We start from the raw sequence: 22,120 nt of genomic DNA on the forward strand, positions 1-22,120 counted from the left end.
CCTTTTCCCCTTCGGTTTCCCCCGATCAGGGATCGTTATACATCAACCCAACAACCACAGGTGTGTCATGAAACGAACGAAAATTAAGGCACTTCTGGCAAGAACTGCCCCCCTTGAAAACGTCCTTATTAAAGGCTGGGTCCGAACCCGGCGAGACACGAAAGAGTTCTCGTTTATTGAGGTTAACGACGGCTCCTGCCTTGCCTCCATCCAAGTCATCGTGGATGCTGGAACCCCCGGGGCCGAGTTTCTCCCCAGAATATCCACCGGCGCAGCCGTCGCTGTCACAGGTGAAATGGTCCCCTCCCCCGGCAAAGGCCAGGCCTTCGAAATAAGATCCAGAGGACTTGAGCTCGTGGGAACCTCCCAGGAGGCTTACCCCTTACAGAAAAAAAGACACAGCGATGAGTTTTTGCGCACCATCGCTCACCTGCGCCCCCGGACCAATAAGTACGGGGCGATCATGCGAATCCGGTCTAAAACAAGCCACCTGATCCATAGGTTTTTCGAAGAAGAGGGCTTTTTCCTGATCCACACCCCCATCATCACCGGGTCAGACTGTGAAGGGGCCGGAGAGATGTTCCGCATCACCACCGTGTCTGGCTCCACACCGGCCTCCGACGACTTTTTCGGCCAGGAGACCAACCTCACCGTCTCGGGCCAACTCTCCGCCGAGATGATGGCCCTGGCCCTGGGAGATGTCTATACCTTTGGTCCCACCTTTCGGGCAGAAAATTCAAACACCAGTCGCCATGCCGCCGAGTTCTGGATGCTGGAGCCTGAAATGGCCTTTTGCGATCTAACCGGCAACATGGATATAGCCGAAGCCCTGATCAAATATGTAGTCCAAGGGGTGCTTGAATCCTGCGCCGAAGACATCGCGCTCTTTGCCAATTTTGTGGATAAAACCCTGATGAAGACCCTCACCTCCCTGCGAGACGACGCCTACATTCGCCTCTCTTACGCAGACGCCGTTGAAATTCTTCTTAAGGCAAAAAAACCCTTTGACTACCCCGTCTCCTTTGGCATCGACCTCCAATCCGAGCACGAACGCTATCTGGCCGAAGAGCACTTTAAAAAGCCCGTCTTTCTCTACAACTATCCCAAGGGAATTAAACCTTTTTATATGCGGATGAATGATGATGGGGAAACGGTGGCTGCCATGGACCTGCTGGTCCCCCGGATCGGGGAACTGATCGGTGGAAGCCAGAGGGAAGAGCGAGAGGATAAACTGCAGGAACGCATGCAGGCGCTTAATCTTCCGGAAGCGGACTACTGGTGGTATATGGACTCCCGACGTTTTGGCTCGGTGCCCCACAGCGGCTTCGGCTTAGGCTTTGAACGGCTGCTCATGCTCCTGACCGGAATTTCCAATATCCGGGACGTCATCGCCTTCCCCCGCACCCCAGGCAGTATTGATTTCTAAAAGGAGAGGTATGGAAGCCAGGAAACGCATCGCCCTTGTGGCCCATGATGAAATGAAACCCAAGTTGATCGCCTGGGCCAGCACCCATCAAGAGACCTTAAAAAAACATGAGCTTTATGGCACCGGCACCACCGGAGGACTGTTGATCTCCGAAGTGGGACTGGATGTCATCCGTTTTAAAAGCGGGCCTTTGGGTGGGGATCTTGAAATGGGAAATCTCATCGTCAACGACGGACTCGATATCATGATTTTTTTCTGGGACCCCATGACCGCTCAGCCCCATGATGTCGACGTGAAAGCCCTGTTGAGAATCTCTGCCGTCCATAACATCCCCATTGCCTGCAATGAAGCCTCGGCGGATTTTTTTATCACCAGCCATCTGTTCAATACACCCTACAACCCAGCGCTGCCGGATTACACCCAGCACATCAACCGAAGGCCCTGAAAGAAAGGCCCACAAGGCGCACCCCTGACCCAGGAAAGCAACGCAGGCCAATAGACACCCTGGCCTGAATTAAACCTCATCAAGGGGCAAAGAGACGGTGGGGAGACGTAAGAGTTTTCGTACCTCATCGGAAAGGTGGGAGAGGCTGAAGGGTTTTTTGATAAACCCGGTGTGGGGTTCCTTGAGAAACTGTTCGACCCGCTGGTCTTTACGGAAGCCGCTTGAGATCAGGACCTTGACCCCGGCATCGACCTCTTTCAGAAGATGAAAGGTGTCGATGCCGTCAATTCCCGGCATGATCAAATCCAAAATGACGAGATCGATGGTCTCTTTTTCCTGTTTGTACAAGGCCAGCGCATGGACCCCGTTTTCTGCGGTGATGACGTCCAGGCCGATTTTGGTGAGCATCTGAGCCCCCACATCCAGAATCAGCTCTTCATCATCCACAAGGAGAATGCGGTATTTTTCCTGGGAAGCCTGACGGTAGATATCAATTCCCCGACGTATACGGCCCTGGGGAAGCGAAGGCTCTCGGTCTTCTATTGCCGGGGTGAGAGACAGGGCGGCTTCGTCAGATCCCACATTTTGTCCCACATGGGTGAGTAATTTTTCGGTCAGGCGGGTGCCACTTTTGAGGTAACGCTCCATGTTCTTGAGGCGTTCATAGGAGGGGTCGTCACGATGTGTGTCGTGAAGCATGATGGAGATGTTGCCCTGGATCACCATCATGAGGTTGTTGAACTCATGGGCCACCCGACCAAAAATCCGGGTGCGCTCCTGCGTTACCTCTTTGGCACGCAGAGCGTCAAGCTCGGCTTCCAAAGAGGCGATCTTTATTTCCAAATCTTGGTATGTAGGGGTCTCAGCCATGCTTGATCTCTTTGCCAAAAGTCAATGTCACGCTGTTCCCATATCAGGGAAGGGCTGCTTTCCTTAAATCTTATTTAAGGTTATCATAAAGATCAAAAACACCGACGTTTTTTTTATTTTTTATAAGTGATTCTCCGCCGGTGCCTTTGTCTCTGTGGCCCTATATCCTGACTACCTGTCGCCGTTTACATCCTAATTAAATGTCCAGAGAGGAGACCTCCAAGGCATTTTTCTGGATAAACGCACGCCTTGGCTCCACCTCTTCCCCCATCAGCAAGGCAAAAATATCATCGGCATTTTCCGCATCATCAATGGTCACCTGAAGCAGGGTCCGCTGCTCGGGATCCATGGTGGTCTCCCAAAGCTGGTCCGGGTTCATCTCACCGAGACCTTTGTAGCGCTGGATATTCATCCCTCTTTTGCCGTCTTTCATCACCACATCAAAGAGGTCGAAAAGGCCTTCAGTCGTATGAACCGTTTCACCGCTTTCCCTGTTGGCAACGATCACCTCCCCCATCGAGAGCTCTTGAATTTTTTCAAGGCTTGTCATGGCGGCAATGTATTCTGATGAATAAAAAAGAACCCGCCCCACTTCCATGGTGCCCCCAAGGTGCAGGGTCACTTCGTCATCCTCTGCATTTCCCTTTTTCTCGACATAGAAGCGATACCGTTCCCGCTCTGTATTGTAGGCAAGATCCCCCACCTCATATCCTGTCGCGATGATGCGCTGCCGGAAGCCTTCCATTTTCTCTTGATCGGTGAGATACGCCTTGTCGATCATGCCCTCTTTCAAAATCTCCAGAAGGAGATGGCGATCATACCCCCGTCGCTCCATGGTGGCGATGGCCTGGATAAAGGTGGAGAGATCGATCAATTTTTTGAACAGGTCGTCTCCGGCAATCTCGGTGCCGTTGATCTTCAGGATGCGATTCTCAAAAATTCGTTTAAAGATAAAATCGCGATACCCCAACTCGTCTTTGAGGTAGACACTGCTCTTGCCTTTGCCCACACGATACAGGGGAGGCTGGGCAATATAGAGATAACCGCGCTCGATCAGCGCCGGCATTTGCCTATAAAAAAAGGTGAGAAGCAAGGTTCGGATATGCGATCCGTCCACGTCGGCATCGGTCATGATGACCACCTTGTGGTACTTGATCTTCTCGATATTGTACTCTTCGCTTCCGACGCCGGTCCCCAGAACGGTGATGATGTTCTTGATCTCATCGCTTCGAAGAATCTTATCAAAACGCGCCTTTTCAACGTTTAAGATCTTACCCTTCAGAGGAAGAATGGCTTGGGAGCGTCGGTCTCTGCCCATTTTAGCGGAACCACCGGCAGAATCGCCCTCCACCAGAAAGATTTCACGGAACTGGGGATCCGAATACTGGCACTCGGCCAATTTACCCGGCAGGGTCGAATCGATGAGAGCCCCTTTGCTTCGTGCCAGGTCTCGGGCACGTTTGGCTGCATCCCGGGCTCGCGCCGCTTCCACCGCCTTGGTGATCAATTTTTTGGCCACCCCAGGATTTTCTTGAAGAAAGTCGGTCAGCTTTTCATTCACCAGGGATTCCACAATCCCTTTGACTTCGCTGTTGCCCAATTTCGTTTTGGTCTGCCCTTCAAACTGCGGTTCGGGAACCTTGACGCTGACAATGGCGGTGAGGCCTTCCCGGGTGTCGTCACCGGAAATTTTGCCCTGCATGTTTTTCGGCACGTTGTCACTGGTGGCGTAGGTGTTGATCGTCCGCGTCAGGGCGCCTTTAAAACCGGAGAGGTGAAATCCCCCCTCATGGGTGTGGATGTTGTTGGCAAAGGAATAAATCTTCTCGTTAAAGGTGTCGTTGTACTGAACCGCCACCTCCACCTGAATGCCGTCTCGATCCCCTTGGATATAAATGGGCTCGTGCAGAGCGGTTTGAGAGCGATTGAGGTACTCCACAAAACTGCGAAGTCCCCCTTCATAATGAAATTCCTTCTTCTCATCGGTGCGCTCGTCTTCGATGGAGATGCGAAGACCGCTGTTGAGAAAAGCGAGCTCACGGAGACGCTTGGTGAGAATATCTAAATTAAAATTATCATCATTCATCACCGAGGTATCGGCCTTGAAGTGAACTTTCGTCCCGTTTTTCTCTGTCTCTCCCACCACGACCAGTTCACTGGTCTTGTCTCCCTTGGAGAAGCTCATCTGATAAATCTTGCCATTCTGGTAGATTTCCAGATTAAGAAAAATAGACAGGGCGTTGACCACCGAGATCCCCACGCCGTGGAGTCCTCCTGAGACCTTGTAGGACTTGTCGTCAAACTTGCCCCCCGCATGAAGTTTGGTCAGGACCACCTCCGCGGCAGTCATGTTTTCGGTTTCATGCATGCCCGTCGGAATGCCGCGCCCGTTGTCTTCGACGCTGATGGAGTTGTCCGGGTGAATGACAAGAGTAATGGTATCGCAATGGCCAGCCATGGCTTCATCGATACTGTTGTCCACCACCTCGTAAACCAGGTGATGAAGACCCTGGACATCCACGTTACCGATATACATCGACGGTCTTTTCCGGACCGCTTCGAGTCCTTTCAATACCGTGATACTGTCTTGGTTGTAGCTGTTGCTCTGTTCTTCTGTCATGCGTCTCTATAGCCCTTAACCCAATCTGCGTTGATGCCTTCGTTCACCTCGTTCGTTTGCCGCCGGAGGGAAGGGGCTCAAATCTTCATGGGCATGATAATACTTAAAAAGCGCTTTTCATCCACCCCTTCCACAAGGCAGGGGTGATGGTTGTCCCGAAGGTTTACCAGAATACGCTCATCGTTTATCACATTCAATGTATCGATCAAATATTTCGGGTTAAAGGCCACCTCGACCTCATCCCGTTCGAATGCAATGGCCATGTCCTCCTTGGATTCCCCAAGGTCAGGGTTGGTGGCGGTCACCTCCAGGCGATTGGCAGCAAAATTAAAAATAACACTGTTGTAACTGTCCGAGGAGAGGATGGACATGCGCTTGAGCATCATGGAAAAGAGTTTGCGGTCGACCTCAATATCAAAGGCATCATCTTTTTCAATCACCTGCTCGTACTCCGGAAAATCTCCCTCCAGCAGGCCGATAATGACGGTCTCTTTTTCCATCTTGAAGATCAGGTAATTGTCCTTGACACCCACCTCAACAAACTCTTCCTTGTCGAGAATTTTGGCCGCTTCCATCAGTCCCTTCTTCGGAACAATCACACTTTCGCCAGGAACGAAGTTGTCCTCCTGGCCGATCTCCACATCCACTTTACAAAGCCGTCGACCGTCGGTGGAGACCATGCGCATCAGCTGGCTGTCGGCCTGCTGGATACGTTCGAAACAGACACCGGTGATGTGAGCTCGCTTCTCATCTGAAGGAGCCTGGATCATGACGGTCTTTTCGATCATCTCCCGAACATTGCCCGTCGCGACACGGGTGAACGTCACCTCATCCACACGGGGAACATCGGGAAAATCATCGGGACTCATCCCAACGATGTGGTAGACAATGTTGTTGTTTTTGATTTCAATCCACTGCCGCTCGATCTCTTCGATCAAGACCTCTTCGCCGGGAAAATTCTGGACAATCTCAAAGAGTTTTTTGGCATTGATGGTGATGGCACCTTCCCGTTCGACATCTGCGGCATAGTGCCCTTCAAAACCTGTTTCCAGGTCCGTCGCCACAAAAGAGATGCCTTGGCCTTCCCCTTTAATCAGAACATTGGCCGTGATGGCCAGGTTGCTCTTCCGTCCCGTAATCCCCTGCACCCGCCCAAGAATGGTGGAGATATCTTTTTTAGATATTTTGAATTTCATGAGGTTTTCCAAGTTCAATGCTGAATCCGTGGTTCGATGGTTGGTGTAAAGAGTGCTGCCGCACCGATTACAGCCCGTGATGAGGGTGGCTTTGGATCAGGCCATTCAATCAAGCGTTGGATTCAGACGATACGGTTTGTGAATGAAGGGGTCATGGACCTGATCACCCCCTATGTAATAGTAAGTTACACCGAAATTATCAATATAAAAAAAAGTAATTTACCGCTTTTTTATCGATCGTTTGATTGTTTTTTCATCAGCTTGTTAAAAGTGGTTTAACTTCTTAAAAATTCTTTTCGTTTCCCGATGAAGCCCAGAGGGAACATCTGTGCTGTGGCTGTTTTTTGTTTGGGTGGGCTGTTCTTTTTCAAGGGGAAGAAGAAGAGAGGGGGTTCTCTTTTTAATATATATATTTTAGTTAATCATCATAATAAGGGTTGTTCATAAGTGCAACAAGTCCATTAACTGGTTGTTTTTTAGAGGAATAAATATGTCAAAAAAACTGTAATTACGGTTAATAAGAATGTTCAAAACTCATCGGTTGTAGACAGGGTTTGAGTTGTTGTTGATAACCGGGGTAGTTTTGAACAACGCGTGAACGTGTTGTAGACAATAAAAAAGGGGTGCGAACCCCCGCACCCCCATGAAAATCCGTAAGAACCCCTTGAAATAAATGAGATTCTCGCTATGAATAAGTTATGAACAATAAGAAAATTCTCTCTTTAAATTAAGCGGTTAGCCAGCGCTTGATGGCGGGTACCGTTTCATTTTTCCATGTTTCAGAAATACGCAGACGCACAAAGGATTGGAAGAGGTCCCCCACCAGGGTCACCACTTCAGCCGAAAGAAAGAGCTTATCGATGACGGCTCCTTCGGTTTCATCCCCCGATTCCACAGGGGGTGTTTCCGGGGTTTTGAGACCGGTGATGTTGAAATTTTCCCCCTTCAGAGTGAAACTCCACCCCAGGTCCCCTTTTTTAAAGAGGAGGGATATTTCTGTGACCAGGGCCCCTTTGCGGATGGCGACAATCCCTTCGCTCAGATCGGCATCGTCTCCTTTGATGGTGACGCTCTCCACGGTGTTTTCATCGCGGATCACTTCCAGAACGATGCGGTTGCCCACCGCCAGGAGCAGGGGCATCTCCTCGGCGTCCATCAGGCTTTTGGGCTCATTTTCAAGGGTGAACCAGAGCCAGGTCAGAAATTCGTGGCCGAGGAATCTGTATTTATTATATAAAACAGAAATATCAAGCATGGGTTACTCCGTAAAATCTTCAGGGGTGATGGAGGAAAGACGGTCTCGGTCCATATCGGAGAGGGAGAGGGTCAGATCGGCCTGGGTGTAAGGGAAGAGACGGATGAGTTTGATCCCCGCAAAACTTTTGTTGAAAAGTGTTTCAAACTCTTCATTGGCAACCTTTTGGGTGGAGTAGAGCCAGACTTCCTGCTGCTCGTATTGCCAGACCACATCGAAGACGTTTGGGGTGGGTGGGATCCTTATGGTCAGCACGTTCATAATATGATCTTTGATCTCACTTTTCTCGTTTTTGGAGAGAAATTCCCGATCGCTTTCAGCGAGTCGTTTGGCCGAGGCAATGGCCACCTGTTGCTTCACCACCTTGGTGGGGATTGATTTTTTATCGATGCGCATACCAAAAACATAGTGGGTGCCGATCTGAAACGTGGCATCCTCAAAATCGGGTGTGAAGGGGGTCTCAAAGGAGGTCCATCCCACGGCCAGATCCTGGGCTTCGTTGTCGATATCGGTGATAATCTGTTTTTTAAGTCCTTTCCTGACCTGTTCGGTGGGGTTCTCCGAAAATTGGCCCTCCACTCGGTAGCGGGCGATGGTCTGGGTGGATGATAACAATCCCATATGGTAATCCTTCTTGATTCGGTTGATTTTTAAATAAACCCGGTGAGAAAAATCCTTAATAGGAGGTGGTTTTTCCTGTAAATAAGGAGATAACAACACCGCGGGTTAAGACAGGAGAGCGACCGGAGATCATTTTTCGATCGGACGGCTGTCATTTTATACCGTGAATAAAGGAGGCAAACAAGCCAATTTTATATTGAATTTCAAGGAGGCCGCCCTGACATGGATGGGGTGGACTCTTCCGGGATGGCTGGGTTGTTTAGAGCGGATTATGTGGATGGGGGCAGGGTTTGACCCCGGTTTTTTGATGGAAGAATGGAGTTTGAAGATAATGGAAAACTGTGTAAAATCGATAGAACTTGAAAATGGTCTTATCCTGAAGGTCGAAGATACCTCGCGAAGGATCAGTGAGGATGCCTTTGTCGTCAAGGTTCGTTTTACCATCTCTTTTCAGATATCCGAAGAGGAGGCGGGGGCTCTGGATCTTTCGCTTCCAGAGCTGACGAAGATGCTGGGCTCTGCCGGGGGGCGGTTTGAAAAAGAGAGAGAAAAAAACTTCGTCAAGGAAGCCCAAAAAGATGAGGTTTTCAAGGAGATGACGGACTCCTACCTTCATACCAATCTGAGTTACCTTTCCCATCCTGGCTTTAAAAAAGGGGTGATTCGAAGATGTCTCGCTGAAAAACGGGGTCGGTATTGATCTAAGAGGGATGAAAAAAAAGGGGGGGCGATGAGGCCAAAGGGATGGATCCTGTGTTTGGCGTTGGTGGTGTGGGCGCCTGCAGGGGCAGAAATTTATACCTACAAAGACGCATCGGGACAGATCTATTTTACAGACTCGCCCGGTGCCCATGAGATTGACATTATGGGTGCGCGTCGTCTGGACCGGCATAAAAAAGGGGGCTCCCCTAAACTATGGAGTTCCTCGGCCTTTGATCCGTTGATCGTCAAGGCAGCCGCAAAGCACAATCTCCCCTTTGCCCTGATCAAGGCGGTGATTCATGCGGAATCGGCCTTCAACCCGAAGGCCCTTTCGCCCAAAGGAGCCAAGGGGCTGATGCAGTTGATGCCGCAGAATATCGCCTTTTATAAGATCAAAAATCCCTTTGACCCCGATGAAAACATCATGGGGGGGGCGGCGTATCTGAAGCTTCTCTTGACCGATTTTAAGGGCAACCGGAAGCTTGCGCTGGCGGCTTACAACGCGGGCCCCACCAAAGTCAAAGAGTGCCAGGGGGTGCCCCCCATTGCAGAGACCCGGGCGTATGTGGCGAAGGTGGAACGGTTTAACCGGTATTACAGCCTTAATTAACGCCGACGTCGATCAAAAGGCTCTGAAGGTAGGCATGGAGTCGGTCTTTGATCTCGGGATTTTCCAGGGCATACGCAATATTGGCCATTTGAAAACCGGCCTTGTCCCCGCAGTCAAATCGGGTGCCCTCAAAAAGATACCCATAAATGCTCTGGGTGTTCAGAAGTTGAGCCATGGCATCCGTGATTTGAATTTCCCCCCCCGCACCGCACTCTTTCTTTTCAAGCAGACCAAAAATTTCCGGAGTGAGAATGTAGCGTCCGATGATGGCCTGGTTGGACGGAGCCACGTCGGGCTTGGGCTTTTCCACCAGTCCCTTAATCTGGATCAGATGGTCGTGGAGCTGTTCACCATCGACAATCCCGTATTTGTCCGTTTGACTGGGATCCACGTCCATCACCGCCACCATGGAGGACTGGGTGGTCTCGAAGGCTTTGATCATCTGGGAGAGAACCGGGGTTTTGGCCTTGACCAGGTCGTCGGCTAAGAGGACGGCAAAGGGTTCATCACCCACCACGTCGCGAGCGCACCAGATGGCATGTCCCAACCCCAGGGGTTGGTTTTGGCGGGTGTAGATAATGGTGCCGGTTTCGGGGACCAGGGCCTTGATACTCTCGAGGGTCTCTTCTTTCCCCCTGTCCTTTAAGATTGATTCAAGTTCATGGGAGTGGTCAAAATGGTCTTCAAGGGCCTCTTTTCCCCGGCCGGTGACGAAGATAATCTGCTCAATGCCTGCAGACAGAGCCTCTTCCACTGCGTATTGAATCAAGGGTTTATCCACAATGGGAAGCATCTCTTTGGGAAGGGCTTTGGTGGCCGGAAGGAAGCGGGTGCCGAGGCCGGCAACGGGAAATACCGCCTTGCGTATTTTCATGGGTTCAGATCCTGGTTTGAGTCGGCAGACAGCGGTCTGGTGAAGGTGGACCGAAATGAGGGGCCACAGGCTTTTTTTGTTGTGATATACGGTGAATGACGCCTGAAATCAAGGGTCACTGATATATTTTTATTGTAAAACCGGAGTGAAATTATTATGTTACTCCTTTTTCAGGGAATATAAACACACATGAAATGTGTTTAACCATAGAAGAAGTGAGGAGTGATCATTATGAGTGAATCTGAAAACAAGGCAGACATCGTACCGGTGCGCATGGGACGCAATACCGGTTTTCAATTTGAATGCCACAAGGGTGTCAGCTGTTTCACCAAATGCTGCCGGGGGATCGATATTATCTTGACGCCCTACGACATCATTCGCCTGAAAAACAAACTGGAACTCCCGTCAGAGGAGTTTCTGGCTATTTACACCGTGCCCCAGCTCTATGAAAAAACAGATCTTCCGGTGGTCACCTTAAAGCTTCTGGATGACGACATTCGGTCCTGCCCCTTTGTACGGGATGAAGGCTGCCTGGTGTATGACGATCGTCCCACCACCTGTCGTTACTACCCTCTGGGGGTCGGTAACTTGAGCCATGGAGAAGAAGGGGGGGATGACGACAAAGATTTCTTCTTTTTTGTCAATGAACCCCACTGCAAAGGCTTTGACGAGAAGAAAGAGTGGACGGTCGATTCCTGGCGAAAGGATCAGGGCGTGGATATTCACGATGAGATCAACGCCGGCTGGACGGATCTGATTGTTCGAAAGCGCAGTTTTCCCCCCAATATTAAGTGGACTCCCAAGGCCAAAGAGATGTTCTTTATGGCCTGCTACAACATTGACGCCTTCAAGCGCTTTGTCTTTGAGAGCCCCTTTCTCACCAAATTTGAGGTGGATGAGGCGATGCTGGAAAAGATTAAAACCGATGACATCGCTTTGTTAGAGTTCGGTCTTCTCTGGTTGAAAGATGTTTTTTTCTTAAAGAAAGATGAAAACAAGCAGTTCAAAGTCAAAAAATAGAGATAGCATGGGTGGTGAGCCTATATGTTTTGGATGTTTATGTGTAAACAGGGCTGATTGTTCATAAGTTTGAGAAAAAATCCCTCAAATTTTTTCTTTTGCAGGTAAAAAAAAGCCGGTTCCCCAAAGGGACCGGCTTTTTTGTTTTCAGCGGTTGAAGCGAAAATCTAATACGTCTCGGTGTAGATGAGGCTTTCGAAGAGGGCCTCGTCATTGAGACGGGCGTTGATGTCTACCTCGAAGAAGGACTCCACCGGAGCCAGCAGCTCGGGGTTGGTTTTCATCACGTCACGGAGATATCCCACCACCACGGAAAGTCCCTTGCGGGTCATCTTTCCCAAGGGCCTTCGGCAGCCGCCCGAGGGCATGCCCAGGATCTGCATGGCGGTCTTGATGGCCAGGGGGTTCCTCGCCACGCATTTGACCTCGCCAAAGGGCGTCTCTTCCATGGTGACCACGCTGGTCAGCTTGAAGAGCGGCATCAGCGCTGTATGCAGGGCGTCTGCCTCATCCAATTTTCCCTCGGCCACAAGCTCTATGAGCCGGGAGGCCGGGCCGGGAACGATGTTCGAGGCCACCGAGATCACCCCGGAGGCGGCGATGGCTGGATCGGTCATCATGGTGACCACCAGGGCATCGTCTCCAGAGAAGATGGTGAAATCCGGACCGCAGACCTCACGGGTTCGCTTCATGTTCTCAAGGTTTCCCGTGGCCTCTTTGACGGCAGAGACGTTGGGGCATTCACGGTTTAACAGGGCGATGTCTTCGGGAAGCATCTGGGCACCGGTGCGTCCGGGGATGATATAAGGAATCACCATAATTTCCGGAAAGGTCCGGGCCACAGGGGTGACATACTCTTTTCGAATTTCAAGGGAGCTGGGGCCGTTGTAATAAGGATCCACAAGAAGGACGGCATCTACCCCAGCTTCAACGGCATGCCGTGTTGCGGAGAGTGCTTCGTTGGTGTTGTTGCTCCCGGTACCCGCGATGCAGAAGCATTTATTCTTGGTCTGTTTGGAAATAATCTCAATAAGGCTGTTGTGTTCGTCCCAGGCGAGGGTGGGGCTTTCGCCGGTGGTGCCGACGGCCAGGATGCCTGTGATGTTGTTTTCAATCTGAAAACGGCACAGGTTTTCCAGGCCCTCGTAGTCCACGAGATCATTTTTAAAGGGGGTGACCAATGCTGTGTAGCAGCCTTTTTTCATTGTCTTACCTCTGGCTTCGCAAATGTGACTGTAAGGTGACTTTTGATTACAAACATTGGAAAACTATAAAAAAAAAGAGCCGCATGTCAATACCAAAGGCGATTGACCCCGGGATGAGCGAATGGGTTGGGGGTATTTCCGGTGGCCCTGGCCCCCTGTCGGCGGGAAAGCCAAAAGGGGCTTCGATTTGATTTGACAACCCTTGGATGGCAGTATAATTTATGCATTTATTTAAAAAAATGGAAAGTACAGAAGGGAAGCGCGACCGGAATTTATATTCAAGGTTGCAGCCCTTTTTTTAAAGGATGTGACATAAAAACACCTGACGTGAAAGAGCAGAAAGCCCCATGCCGGGTTTCTTCTTTTTTTTGTGCGGGTTACCAGACAAAGAGGGATCATGCAAAAGCCGAAGAACGCACAAGAAGGTATTGCACAGCTCAGGGCGGATGTTGCCGGGAGTCCTGACTGCGGAAACAGCCACTACAATTTGGCCGTGGCCCTTATGGGCGTTAAAAATTATGATGAGGCAGAAGCCTGCCTCAACGACGCCGTGGGATGCAGCCCTACTCTGGCCGAGGGGTACGTGATGCTCGGAAGTATTGCCCTGCAGCGTGATGATGTCGAGGGCTGTCTCTACTACAACACATTGGCCACCAAGTCCCGGGCCGGGTTTGCCGTGGGGTATGGCAATATTGGTTTTCTGGAGCTGCAACGCGGCAATGTGGAAGAGGCCATTAAAAACCTCAAGAAAGCCATTGTGCATAACTCCAAGTTTGTGCAGGCCTATACCACCCTGGCCAACGCGTACCTGATGAAAGGCCTGGTGGATGAGAGCATCGAAATGAGCCTGAAGGCCCTTGAGGCCGAGCCGGATTTTCCCATCTCACACCACAACCTGGGAATCGCCTATCTTGAAAAAGAGGATTACGCACAGGCGATTGTGCACTTTGATAAGGCACAGTCCATGGGGTATGAGGTGCCCGAAGCCCTTTTGAAAGAGGTGGAACCCCACCGCGTTTAAATTCTGATAAGTAAAGCCCCCTGCGGTGTGTGCAGGGGGCTTTTTTTTTGCAGGACCCCATCCGTTCGGCTTTGGCGGGACGTATCCTTTAAAAAGAGAAGAGACATGAAGATTACCTGGAGTCTGCCGGGTCACAGCAGCAGTGGCAAGATTGATGAGAAGGTGCTGGCAACCCCCCTTCCTGCGAATCGGGTCTATGAAGAATCGGGTCTTTGTTACGCACACTATGTCCGCGCCGTGGAGACGGTTCTTAAGCAGGAAGAGACTCGCAGGGACGGGTTGATGGAAGCCCTCTTTCCCGGGACAGCGCCCGAAGTTCACGGTGTCCATGTGGAGATTTTAAAGCATGGACCGTTTTATCACCCGGCGCGTATGACCCTTGAAACCGATGCCGGTGCGTTCTCTCTGGTGATTAATCTGGCGGTGACCTCCGAAGGGGGCGCCTGCGCCGAACGTGAATTTGCCCTGCTTGGGCAGCTGGCTGAAAGAAGCGAGGCACTCCCTCGGGTCTATCTCCTCAAGGCCGTCGATGTGGATGGGCATCGGGTGGTCCTTTTTTTCGGGGAGTGGTTTGACGGCTTTCATGAGTTTCATCAGACACGGCGTCCCGAAGGGGATCGGGTGGTGGTCTGGGCAGGCGAATCCCATGGCCTGGTGACCCGAGAGACGGAATGCTCGATCTACTGCCAGTCGGCTGATATTCTCACCCGGCTCTACAATCCGCTCTCCTTTGCGTTGGTCCAACCCTGGCATCATGCCGCCGGGGATTTTGTCGTCAACATGGAGGCGACTCTGCCGAGGGTGCGATTGATCACCCTGCGGCAATATATCCCCATGGCCGAGGTGGATGACATCGGGGCCGAGGAGATTCTGGAGGGAGCCCTCTTTTTTTTGATGATGCTCTCGATTCGAAATCGCCTGGACCGATACGATGGCATCGGTGAGGTCGCCTGGGTGGGGACCCACAGCGTGAAATCCACCCTCGATGGTTTTTTTACAGGGGCGGCGTATCATCAAAATATCGGTCCCCTTGAGGGGGCGTTTGGCCCGTGGGTTAAAGATTACCTGGTCACTTATACCGAAGAAGAGTTTCGTGAAACGGCCGATGCGGTGGTCTCGTCCTTTAATCCACAAGCTTCTGAAATGGGTGTCATAAGGGAACATATTGCAGACCATGTGGCGGAATTTTATCGCATCATACAGGCCTTAAATATTCATCAAGAGTAAAAATAATTTTGATTTACATCTTCATTGAAATTGAACAAAGAGAGGTATTCACGAGAGAAAAATTTTTGAAAAATATTTTTCTCTCGTGAATACAAATCGAATAAAATCAGAAGAATCACTGTGATACTCGTGGGTTGTTGATGGCGGCGGCAGGGTCACCCCTCCTCCAATCAGGGGGGGCTGCGTGAAACCATTTAATTTTTGGCATTCCGTCACTTTTTTCCATTTTTAAAAGTCCATGCAAGATATCAGGAATTCTCAGTAGGTTATCCTCATGATTATTTTTGATTAATAAGAGCGTATTGATATGGGATGTCTTGGGGAGCGGATGGAATGTAAAGCCTTAATAACCACGGAAAAAAGCTTTTTTATTGACAATAAAAGTCAATAACTTTATACCATGGATTTGATAATAGGGTCATTGTAATTTTTCAATGGAAATTGCATAGACAATAGCAGCTGGAACTTTCGTTTTGGCTGTTATTTTATGTAGTTTAAGGTTTAAGGTTTGAGTGACTTGGCGGGTAGAATCAAATGGAGCTCATTTGGTTTTGTTTTGTTGAGTTAAAATTATTTATTCAATGGAGGTAAGGCAATGGCAAAGCATAACACCCCTTTGTTGGACGAGCTGGAATCCGGGCCGTGGCCAAGCTTTGTGTCCGACATCAAGCAGGAAGCTGACGTCAGGGCAAAGAACGAAAAAGGAATCGATTTTCAGATTCCTTCCGAAGCTTGCGACGATCTGCTTGGACTTCTTGAGCTCTCTTACAAAGATGGAACCACTCACTGGAAACATGGCGGTATCGTAGGTGTTTTCGGTTACGGCGGTGGCATCATCGGGCGTTACAGTGACAAGCCCAAAGAGTTTCCTGCAGTGGCTGCTTTTCACACGATTCGTGTTTCTCAGCCGGGTGCAAAGTATTACACCACCGAGTTCCTGCGTCAGTTGATGGACCTCTGGCAGCTTCGTGGCTCCGGACTCACCAACATGCACGGCTCCACCGGTGACATCGTTCTGCTGGGCACCACGACCCCTCAGCTCGAAGAGATTTTCTACACCCTGACCCATGATATGGATCAGGACCTCGGCGGTTCCGGGTCCAACCTGCGAACCCCCGCTGACTGTATCGGTCAGTCCCGCTGTGAATACGCTTGCTACGACACTCAGGAGATCTGCTACTTCCTGACCATGATGTATCAGGATGAACTCCACCGCCCCGCATTCCCCTACAAGTTCAAGTTCAAGTTTGACGGTTGCCCGAACTGCTGCGTGGCCTCCATCGCTCGTTCTGACCTGTCCTTCATCGGTACCTGGAGAGACCAGATTGGTATTGATCAGGCGGAAGTTGCCAAGTACATCGACGGCACCAACCCTGCCAACGCCGGTGCACACAAAGGTCGCGACTGGGGTGCCTTCGATCTCGACGCCGAAGTGCTGAACCTTTGCCCCACCGAGTGCATGAAGTACGAAGACGGAAAGCTCACCATCAACGACAAAGAGTGTACCCGTTGCATGCATTGCATCAACGTCATGCCCAAGGCGTTGAAAATTGGTAAGCAGCGCGGTGTCTCTCTCCTCGCCGGAGCCAAGGCTCCCATCGTGGACGGCGCTCAGATGGGTTCCCTCATCGTTCCCTTCCTTGAAATTGACCAGACCATGAACAAGCAGCTGGCAGATTTCGAGTCTGAAGAAGAATGGATGGAATACCTTGAAGAGAAGTATGCCGGAGTCGTCGAAGTGATTGAATCCATCTGGGATTACTGGATGGAAGAAGGTAAGAACCGTGAGCGTCTCGGTGAGTTGATGATCCGTCAGGGCCTTCAGAAGCTGCTCGAAAAAATCGGCATGGAGCCCCAGGCCGTACACGTCGATCATCCCCGTACCAACCCCTACATCTTCTGGAAAGAAGACGAAGTACCAGGTGGCTGGGACCGTGACATCAACGAATACAGAAAGCATCACGCACGCTAGGAGGGGTTCTCATGGCTTTTATTTCTTCAGGATACAATCCCGAAAAACCGATGGAAGGTCGAATTACGGATATTGGTCCGAAACACTATGACCAGTTCTATCCCGAAATCATTAAGAAGAACAAAGGCAAGTGGAGCCACCACGAGATCCTCGAGCCTGGTATTCTGGTCCATGTAGCTGAAAACGGCGACGAAGTGTTCACCGTTCGTTGCGGTGGTGCCCGTCTCATGAGTGCCTCGCACATCCAGGAGATTTGCGACATTGCCGATAAGCACTGCGACGGCAAGCTGCGTTTCACCACCCGTAACAACATCGAATTCATGACCGATTCCAAGGACAAGATGCTGGCCCTTAAGGCCGATCTTGCCCAGCGTAAATTCGATGGCGGCTCTTACAAGTTCCCCATCGGTGGTACCGGTGCAGGGATCACTAACATCGTTCATACCCAGGGTTGGGTTCACTGCCACACCCCCGCCACCGATGCCTCCGGCACCGTCAAGGCGACCATGGACGAAGTGTTCTCTGATTTCCAGGACATGAGACTGCCTGCCAAGCTCCGTATCTCCATGGCTTGCTGCCTCAACATGTGCGGCGCGGTTCACTGCTCCGACATCGCCATCCTCGGTTATCACAGAAAGCCTCCCATCCTTGACCATGAGTACCTGGACAAGGTCTGTGAGGTTCCCTTGGCTGTTGCTGCCTGCCCCACCGCGGCTATCAAGCCCTCCAAGGTAGAGCTTGCCAACGGCGAGACTGTGAAGTCTGTGGCTGTCAAGAACGAGCGTTGCATGTACTGCGGTAACTGCTACACCATGTGTCCCTCCATGCCCCTTTCCGACGCCGAAGGCGACGGGATTGTTCTCATGGCAGGTGGCAAGGTGTCCAACCGTATCAGCGCGCCCAAGTTCTCCAAGGTTGTTGTGGCGTTCCTGCCCAACGAAATGCCGAGATGGCCTACCATGACCCACGCCATCAAGAAGATGATCGAAGAGTACGCCAAAGGCGCCCGCAAGTATGAGCGTTTCGGTGACTGGACTGATCGTATTGGTTGGGAGCGTTTCTTTGATGTGTGTGAACTCGATTTTACCCACCACCTCATCGACGACTTCCGTGACGCTGCGTATCAGTCCTGGCGTCAGACTTCTCAGTTCAAGTTCTAAGATAAGATTTAGGTTAAGCTGAGAACGCATCCATTTCGTCAGAGAGATGGGTAACCAGCAGGGGGCCTGTAAAGGTCCCCTGCCCCTATAAGCTGGAGGTCCCAATGGCATTAGAAAAAGAAGAAGCCAAAGTGGTCATCGTTGATAACCTGACCAAGAAATTGAAGACCAAGTCCAAGTTCTATTTGAAAGACTTCTATGCGTTTTTTCCTGGCGAAAAGCCCCGCGCAGTAAAGAATATCGTGAACGCTCTCGTTAAAGACGAGGTTCTTGAGTACTGGTCAAGTGGTTCTACCACCATGATTGGCCTCAAGGGTATGGGCAAGCAGGCTAATGCAGAAGGCGAAGGCGAAGAATAATCGCTTTTGTGTCTGGACGCTTTTTTAAGCGTTATTTGTTTAAGACTCCCAAGTGCAGTGATTGATGAAATCTGAAAGAATCAGCAGTATCCCCGGGCTTTTTATCTCCGCCCTCCGTGGTGGATCAGGGAAAACCATTCTGACAATAGGCATCACCGCTGCACTGAGGAGTCTTGGCAAACGCGTGGCCCCGTTTAAGAAGGGTCCTGATTACATTGATGCCGGCTGGCTCTCGCTGGCGGCAGGGAATCCCTGTTACAATCTTGATACCTATCTGATTGACCACGACACCGTGGTCTCTTCCTACCTGACCAATTCAGCAAAATTGGGTGCGGATATTGCCATCGTAGAAGGCAATCGCGGTCTGTTTGACGGCATCGATATTGATGGCAAAACCAGCACGGCCGAAACCGCCAAGCTCCTTCAGGCGCCCGTGATCCTTGTCCTGGATTGTACCAAGAGCACCCGCACCATGGCGGCCGCTGTTTTGGGGTGCCTCCATTTTGATCCGGACCTCCAGATCGGTGGGGTCATCTTAAATCGCATCGCAGGCCCCCGGCACAAAAACAACCTCATCAACAATATCGAGTACCACACCGGCGTTCAGGTGATGGGAGCGGTGCCGAAACTGCGGAGCCATGATTTTCCAGAGCGGCACATGGGCCTGGTACCCACCCCCGAGCATGACTGGGCTTTTGATTCCGTACGCAATGCCGAGAGGATTATTCGGGAGCATGTGGATCTGCCCCGGATCATCGCCCTTTCCGAAACCGCCGTTCCCTTTGAACGTGACTGCAGGGTACCCACCGATTTAGGGGCCATCAACCCGGAGAGTCCGGTTATCGGCGTGATCCGCGATGCCTCATTTCAATTTTATTACCCTGAAAATTTAGAGGCCCTGGAAGCTGCAGGGGCTCAGGTGGTGGAGATCAGCCCTTTAAGGGATCGCAGGCTTCCCGAGGTGCTGGACGGGCTCTATATAGGCGGTGGGTTCCCCGAGACCCATGCCCGGGAGTTGGCAGAAAATGTGACCTTCAGGGAGAGCATTTTAGCCAAAGTCAAAGAGGGCATGCCCCTCTACGCCGAGTGTGGTGGTCTGATTTATATGGGAGAAGAGCTGGAAGTGGACGGCCTCGTCTATCCCATGACGGGTTTGTTTCCCCTGGCTTTTTCCGTCTCAAAACGGCCCCAGGGCCACGGGTACGTGGTGGCTGATGTGACCGGTGACAACCCCTTTTTTGAGCGGGGCACCCAACTCAAAGGCCACGAATTCCGTTACTCCAAAATCACCCGGTGGGATCGAAAAGAAAAGGATGCGGCCTTTACCATGGCCCGGGGAACCGGCATGGCCGATAAGGCCGATGGCATCACCCAATACAACGCACTGGCCACCTACACCCACATCCATGCCCTGGGAACTCCGTCCTGGGCCCCTTCGTTTGTCTCCAAAGCCCTTCAGTATAAAACCAGATAAAATCATGTTTTCGGCGGTGAGGAGTGCCCCCAGCGTTCAGGTGGGTTGCGTATGCGCTGTATCATTGCGGAAAAAAAGGGGGAAGGCAGCTGAGGAAGCCCTTGGAAAAGGACTTCCCCCGGCCAGGTTTTAAGCGTCGATTTGTTTGAATATCTCGCCAACCATTCGCGGGTTCCAGAGTCCGCGTCCAGAGCGTGTGGGGACCTTCTCTTTTAAGAAAACGGTGGCGATACGTGTCTGGGTGATCCCCTCTTTTTTAAGGGCGGTCAGGACCTCTATCAGGCGGTTTTTGTAGGCCGCTTGATCACCGGAATCCATAGAAGAAAGCTCCATGGCGAAGGTCTCTATTCCGATTTTTTCCGGAACTTTGTCCTCCTGGGCGGCCACAGGGGCAGGCTTTTCCTTTGCCGGCGCTGCCTTTTGAACCTCCGGTTTTCGAGGGGCCGGGAGGACGGGAGCCGGTTTGCCCTGTATGGCTGTGTCGCGTTTTTTCTTTTGCTTGAGAAGCCACTGGGTCACCTGCTTGGACTTTCGTGTGGTGACGGCTTTGAGTTTCATCTCCTTACGGTAGCTTGTGGCATCCATGACGAGAACAGCATGGGGGTCGGTCAAGACCGATCCGGGCAGGTCAGAGCTTTCCACGGCCCACCCGTCCATTTCCAACCAGTAATGGGTGTGGCCCTTAAGGGGGCCTTTGCCAATCAGCCCTTTAATCCAGACCCATCCTTTGTCGCATCGGTTGTTTATGAGGCCTGACATCAGAGCCACACTGCGGTTCTGACTTTTTTCATGAATGTGGTAGAGATTTTCGGCCATGATGGACTGGACGGCCAGTTCCATGCGCTCGGATTGAATGAGGTCTCCCAGGAGGGAGAGGGGCTCGCACGCTCTGTTTGATTTGCCGGGTTTGAATAGTACCCTGATCTTTACATCCTTCTTCAACGGTCTCACTTCCTGTCATAACTTGTGGTGCGTTTGATGTGGCGGCTTTTTATATAAGGAAAGCCTCACAGAAGGAAATCATTTGGCGGTATCATGGGTGAGACCTTTGTCCACCCTACCGAAGAGAAATGCTTTCACTTCAAGATGATGGGTTTGAAGCATCCATACCATAAATTATCGCGTGAGACAAAAAAAATGGGGGACAACGTCCCCCATTTGTAAAAAAAGAGTTCTTTTTTTATCTCAGACTTTAAATCGACGCACCAGAGCGGCCATCTCTTCCGAGAGGAGAGCGAGGTTTTCGGCATCCGTGAGAACCCGTGCGCTGTTTTTCGAGAGGAAGGAAGCGTTCTGATTGACCTCCTCTATCTCAAGGGAGATGGTGTGGGTCTCCTCGCTGCTTTGGGTGATGGTTCGGGTGACGTCCTCGATGCCCATGGAGGTCTGTGCCACGTTGTCGGCAATCTCCCGGGTGGTCACGGACTGCTCCTCCACCGCCGCAGCGATTCCCGCGACAATCTCGCTGACATGAGAGATGATGGTATCGATCTCTCCGATGTCGTTGCTTGCATGGTCTGTGGATGTCTGGATACCCCGAATCCGCTCGGTAATTTCTCCTGTGGCCTCGGCGGTTTGACGTGCCAGGTCCTTGATCTCCCCAGCCACCACGGCAAAGCCTTTTCCGGCTTCGCCAGCCCGTGCCGCCTCAATGGTGGCGTTTAAAGCCAAAAGATTCGTCTGGTCTGAAATGTCAGAGATGGTTTCGGTGACCACCCCGATGTCCCGGGCAGCGGCGGCCAGCTCCTCCACGCCCTTGGCGACACCGCTGGCCTTGGCGGCCGCCTGGGTGGAGATCTCCCGGGCACGGCCGGAGTTGTCAGCAATCTCCGAGATGGTGGAGGTCATCTCTTCTACCGCGGAGGCGATCATCCCGGCACCGGACGAGGACTGGTTCATGGCTGCAGAGGCCTCGTTCATATCCTGAAAGTCATATAAAGCGCACACTATTCGGTTGCCACTCCCAAGTACTTTAAGAACAGCCTATCTCTGGCCACAGATTCGGTGGACCATCGATAGTTGCCCATGACAGTCTGCACCTTTGTGGTTTCGATGCAGTCAAA

20 protein-coding genes are annotated in these 22,120 nt (G+C 51.3%); 11 read left to right on the forward strand and 9 right to left on the reverse strand.

Annotation, left to right across the window (positions count from 1 at the left end; all coding sequences use genetic code 11):
• Nucleotides 1-67: 67 nt before the first annotated feature.
• Both asnS and Q1Q75_RS14485 read left to right on the forward strand, forming a co-directional pair.
• Complete coding sequence (gene asnS, locus Q1Q75_RS14480) at nt 68-1,426, forward strand: asparagine--tRNA ligase (RefSeq protein WP_300672057.1); 1,359 nt, start codon at nt 68-70, stop codon at nt 1,424-1,426.
• 10 nt (nt 1,427-1,436) lie between these two features.
• Nucleotides 1,437-1,871 (forward strand): methylglyoxal synthase, encoded by a 435-nt coding sequence (locus tag Q1Q75_RS14485; RefSeq protein ID WP_300672059.1) that lies wholly within the window; start codon nt 1,437-1,439, stop codon nt 1,869-1,871.
• Nucleotides 1,872-1,940: 69 nt separating this feature from the next.
• On the opposite strand, the gene Q1Q75_RS14490 is transcribed toward Q1Q75_RS14485, so the two are convergent.
• The 5 genes from Q1Q75_RS14490 to rdgC all read right to left on the reverse strand — a co-directional run bounded on the left by Q1Q75_RS14490 (nt 1,941) and on the right by rdgC (nt 8,433).
• Nucleotides 1,941-2,741 carry a response regulator gene (locus tag Q1Q75_RS14490; RefSeq protein WP_300672062.1) on the reverse strand — a complete coding sequence of 267 codons (801 nt, stop codon included), beginning with the start codon at nt 2,739-2,741 and terminating at the stop codon, nt 1,941-1,943.
• Between the two features lie 196 nt (nt 2,742-2,937).
• Nucleotides 2,938-5,361 (reverse strand): DNA topoisomerase (ATP-hydrolyzing) subunit B, encoded by a 2,424-nt coding sequence (gene gyrB, locus Q1Q75_RS14495; protein WP_300672064.1) that lies wholly within the window; start codon nt 5,359-5,361, stop codon nt 2,938-2,940.
• A gap of 77 nt (nt 5,362-5,438) precedes the next feature.
• Complete coding sequence (gene dnaN / locus Q1Q75_RS14500) at nt 5,439-6,557, reverse strand: DNA polymerase III subunit beta (RefSeq protein WP_300672066.1); 1,119 nt, start codon at nt 6,555-6,557, stop codon at nt 5,439-5,441.
• 727 nt (nt 6,558-7,284) lie between these two features.
• Entirely contained in the window at nt 7,285-7,812 is a 528-nt protein-coding gene (locus Q1Q75_RS14505; RefSeq protein ID WP_300672068.1) for a hypothetical protein, read from the reverse strand.
• Between the two features lie 3 nt (nt 7,813-7,815).
• Nucleotides 7,816-8,433 (reverse strand): recombination-associated protein RdgC, encoded by a 618-nt coding sequence (gene rdgC, locus Q1Q75_RS14510; RefSeq protein WP_300672070.1) that lies wholly within the window; start codon nt 8,431-8,433, stop codon nt 7,816-7,818.
• A 331-nt stretch (nt 8,434-8,764) separates the two neighbouring features.
• Between rdgC and Q1Q75_RS14515 the strand changes: the two genes are divergently transcribed.
• On the forward strand, nt 8,765-9,133 hold the full coding sequence (locus Q1Q75_RS14515) for a hypothetical protein (RefSeq protein WP_300672072.1): 369 nt from the start codon (nt 8,765-8,767) through the stop codon (nt 9,131-9,133).
• A 30-nt stretch (nt 9,134-9,163) separates the two neighbouring features.
• Nucleotides 9,164-9,745, forward strand: coding sequence for a lytic transglycosylase domain-containing protein (locus Q1Q75_RS14520; protein WP_300672074.1), 582 nt, complete (start codon nt 9,164-9,166; stop codon nt 9,743-9,745).
• On the opposite strand, the gene galU is transcribed toward Q1Q75_RS14520, so the two are convergent.
• Complete coding sequence (gene galU, locus Q1Q75_RS14525) at nt 9,738-10,619, reverse strand: UTP--glucose-1-phosphate uridylyltransferase GalU (RefSeq protein ID WP_300672077.1); 882 nt, start codon at nt 10,617-10,619, stop codon at nt 9,738-9,740. The two genes, Q1Q75_RS14520 and galU, sit on opposite strands and share 8 nt — an antisense overlap.
• Before the next feature lie 231 nt (nt 10,620-10,850).
• On the opposite strand from galU, the gene Q1Q75_RS14530 reads away from it, so the two are divergent.
• Entirely contained in the window at nt 10,851-11,639 is a 789-nt protein-coding gene (locus Q1Q75_RS14530; RefSeq protein WP_300672079.1) for a YkgJ family cysteine cluster protein, read from the forward strand.
• Between the two features lie 167 nt (nt 11,640-11,806).
• On the opposite strand, the gene dapA is transcribed toward Q1Q75_RS14530, so the two are convergent.
• Nucleotides 11,807-12,844, reverse strand: coding sequence for a 4-hydroxy-tetrahydrodipicolinate synthase (gene dapA / locus Q1Q75_RS14535; RefSeq protein WP_300672081.1), 1,038 nt, complete (start codon nt 12,842-12,844; stop codon nt 11,807-11,809).
• Nucleotides 12,845-13,241: 397 nt separating this feature from the next.
• Here dapA and Q1Q75_RS14540 point away from each other — a divergent pair, with 397 nt between their 5' ends.
• The 6 genes from Q1Q75_RS14540 (at nt 13,242) to Q1Q75_RS14565 (ending at nt 20,057) form a co-directional block, all read left to right on the forward strand.
• Complete coding sequence (locus Q1Q75_RS14540) at nt 13,242-13,865, forward strand: tetratricopeptide repeat protein (RefSeq protein ID WP_300672083.1); 624 nt, start codon at nt 13,242-13,244, stop codon at nt 13,863-13,865.
• 105 nt (nt 13,866-13,970) lie between these two features.
• A complete protein-coding gene (locus tag Q1Q75_RS14545; RefSeq protein WP_300672085.1) occupies nt 13,971-15,092 on the forward strand; it encodes a hypothetical protein in 1,122 nt (373 codons plus the stop codon).
• 595 nt (nt 15,093-15,687) lie between these two features.
• A complete protein-coding gene (gene dsrA / locus Q1Q75_RS14550; RefSeq protein ID WP_300672087.1) occupies nt 15,688-17,064 on the forward strand; it encodes a dissimilatory-type sulfite reductase subunit alpha in 1,377 nt (458 codons plus the stop codon).
• Nucleotides 17,065-17,075: 11 nt separating this feature from the next.
• Nucleotides 17,076-18,224, forward strand: a complete 1,149-nt coding sequence (dsrB, locus tag Q1Q75_RS14555; protein ID WP_300672090.1) for a dissimilatory-type sulfite reductase subunit beta — start codon at nt 17,076-17,078, stop codon at nt 18,222-18,224.
• Nucleotides 18,225-18,328: 104 nt separating this feature from the next.
• Complete coding sequence (locus Q1Q75_RS14560; RefSeq protein WP_300672092.1) at nt 18,329-18,583, forward strand: dissimilatory sulfite reductase D family protein; 255 nt, start codon at nt 18,329-18,331, stop codon at nt 18,581-18,583.
• Nucleotides 18,584-18,647: 64 nt separating this feature from the next.
• Nucleotides 18,648-20,057: a cobyrinate a,c-diamide synthase gene (locus tag Q1Q75_RS14565; RefSeq protein ID WP_300672094.1), complete on the forward strand. Its 1,410-nt coding sequence runs from the start codon at nt 18,648-18,650 to the stop codon at nt 20,055-20,057.
• Between the two features lie 129 nt (nt 20,058-20,186).
• On the opposite strand, the gene Q1Q75_RS14570 is transcribed toward Q1Q75_RS14565, so the two are convergent.
• Both Q1Q75_RS14570 and Q1Q75_RS14575 read right to left on the reverse strand, forming a co-directional pair.
• Nucleotides 20,187-20,999 (reverse strand): hypothetical protein, encoded by an 813-nt coding sequence (locus Q1Q75_RS14570; RefSeq protein ID WP_300672096.1) that lies wholly within the window; start codon nt 20,997-20,999, stop codon nt 20,187-20,189.
• Between the two features lie 243 nt (nt 21,000-21,242).
• A complete protein-coding gene (locus Q1Q75_RS14575; RefSeq protein WP_300672098.1) occupies nt 21,243-21,977 on the reverse strand; it encodes a methyl-accepting chemotaxis protein in 735 nt (244 codons plus the stop codon).
• Nucleotides 21,978-22,120 lie beyond the last annotated feature (143 nt).

Source organism: Desulfoluna sp., assembly GCF_030145185.1.
GTDB lineage: Bacteria > Desulfobacterota > Desulfobacteria > Desulfobacterales > Desulfolunaceae > Desulfoluna.